The 2238-nt window shown below is 71.7% G+C and carries 2 protein-coding genes; both read left to right on the top strand.

Annotated features, from left to right (window positions below):
* Nucleotides 1-253: hypothetical protein (locus ND748_RS30420; protein WP_251749706.1), on the top strand; the 253-nt coding region annotated here is incomplete at its 5' end.
* A 104-nt stretch (nucleotides 254-357) separates the two neighbouring features.
* The gene (locus ND748_RS30415) at nucleotides 358-1962 is read left to right on the top strand and encodes a galactose oxidase-like domain-containing protein (RefSeq protein WP_374216078.1); all 1605 of its coding nucleotides are present in this window, start codon (nucleotides 358-360) and stop codon (nucleotides 1960-1962) included.
* Nucleotides 1963-2238 lie beyond the last annotated feature (276 nt).

The raw sequence follows: 2238 nt of genomic DNA, 5'->3' as shown, positions 1-2238 counted from the left end.
GGACGGGCGCGAGCGACGCCGCGAGCGCCGGGCGGCCGAGCCGCCGGCCGACCTGCCCACCGGGCTGCCCGCGTACGCCGACGACGAGCCGGCCTACACCGAACAGCAGACCGTTCTGACCCGGCGTGGCAAGGACCTGGCCGGGGTGTCCGCCGCGGGTGAGCTGCCCGCCTACGTCGAGGACGTCACGATGCGGCTCACTCCGCGCCGCCGCCGCGTCACCCTCGACGGCACGCTCGAGGAGCTGAGCTGATGGCCGACCGTCCCCGGCGCCCCGGCTCGTCGCCGGATCCCGACCCGCCGACCGTCTCCGACCTGCCCCCACCGGGTGGACTGCGGCCGCTCGACGACCCCCGGATGGCCCCCGTCGTCGCCGCGCCGACGACCTCCCGGCGGCGCCGGCGGCTCCTGCAGGCGACGATCATCGTGCTCGTCGTCATCGCCGGCAACTTCCCGTACATGGACTCCTGGGCGTCCGACCGGTATGACGACTGGCGCTCCCACCAGCCCGAGTACGTGCGGGACAACGGACGCTGGGACATCGTCGCGGACAGCGGCTCGCGGTCCATCCATGCCGCGCTGCTGCGCACCGGCAAGGTCCTGTTGATGGCCGGCTCCGGCAACGACAAGAACAACTTCGACGCCAAGCGGTTCGAGACCGTCCTGTGGGATCCGACGGCGAACAGCTTCCAGAAGATCTACACGCCGTGGGACGTCTTCTGCGCCGGGCACGCGTTCCTGCCCAACGGCGACCTGCTGATCGCCGGCGGGACGAAGGCCTACGAGGTGCTGGCCGCGGACGCCCCCGACGGCAAGAAGAAGGAGTACGAGGGGCTGAAGGACTCCTACGTGTTCGATCCGATCAGCGAGCGATACGTCAAGACCGGATTCCTGCAGCACGCCCGCTGGTATCCGACGCTGGTCACGCTCGCCAACGGGGCCGTCGTCGCCGTCTCCGGACTCAACGAGAACGGCGACATCGACCCGGGCAACACCGAGTCCTTCGACATCGCGAGTTCGGGCTGGATCGAACATCCGGAGCTGGTCAAGGAGTTCCCGACCTACCCCTCGCTGCTGCTCGCCGCGGACGGGCGGCTGTTCTTCTCCGGCGCCAACGCCGGCTACGGGCCGGCATCGCTGGAGGCGCGGCAGTCGGGGCTGTGGAACCTGACGAACAACCAGTTCCAGGCCGTTCCCGGGCTGCCGTTGCCCGAGGTCAACGAGACGGCCGGCACCGTGCTGCTCGCCCCGGCGCAGGACCAGAAGGTGATGTTCATCGGCGGCGGGGGCGTGGGCGACACCCAGGTGTCGACCGATCGCACCGCCATCGTCGACCTGTCCGCACCGCAACCCGCCTGGCAGCGTGGTCCGGACCTCAGCTCGCCGAAGCGGTACCCGGGCGCCGTGCTGCTGCCCGACGACACCGTGCTGGTCTCGGGCGGGTCACGGCGCTACCGGGCGAAGGACACCCTCACCGCCGAGATCTACGACCCGGCGACGAAGGCGTTCCACCCGGTGGCCGATCCGCATGTCGGCCGCGACTACCACTCCGAGTACCTGCTGCTGCCCGACGGCCGGGTCGCGGTCTTCGGCTCCAATCCGCTCAGCGACGACAACACGTTCGACACCCGCGTCGAGGTCTACTCGCCGCCCTACCTCTACGCGGGGGAGCGCCCGGTGGTCAGCGGCGCACCGGGCGCGATCACCCGGGGCACCACGATCACCCTGCGCGCCTCACAGAAGATCGGCAAGGTCCGGCTGATGCGGCCCGGCGCCTACACCCACGTGACCGACACCGAGCAACGGTCGGTGGCGTTGCCGATCACGGCGCAGGCGGACGGTACGGTCACCGTGAGCGTGCCGGACAATCCGAACGTTCTGCCGGGTGACTGGTACATGCTCTTCGTCGACAACGGTGCCAACGTGCCGTCGGTCGCGACCTGGGTGCACGTGGCCCCCTGACGGCCGCCGCGACCGGTGGCGGCGGTCGATCGTGGCCGGTCGTGGTCGGTCGTGGCCGGTCGCGGTGCGGTCTGGTCGTGGCCGGGCCGGGTTGTGGCCGGTGGGGGAGTGGGCCCCACGGCGGGCATCCCACGCCGAGGTCGGCGAGGCTCGCCGTCGAGAGGAGTGCCTTCGTGCCGACGTCCAGGTCCCAGGCCGCCGTCCCCCTGCCGCCGGACGGCGACCGCGTGCGGCCAGGCCGGCCGCAACGGGCCCCGGCCCCGCGCGACCAGGGAC

It is taken from the genome of Frankia sp. AiPs1 (assembly GCF_023716945.1).
Taxonomy (GTDB): Bacteria; Actinomycetota; Actinomycetes; order Frankiales; family Frankiaceae; genus Frankia.
Note: the sequence above shows the minus strand (reverse complement) of the source record. Positions and strands in the feature narration are given on the sequence as shown.

Coding starts and splice junctions, on each gene's coding strand:
- ND748_RS30415 (WP_374216078.1), top strand. CDS start 358: ATGGCCCCCGTCGTCGCCGCGCCGACGACCTCCCGGCGGCGCCGGCGG.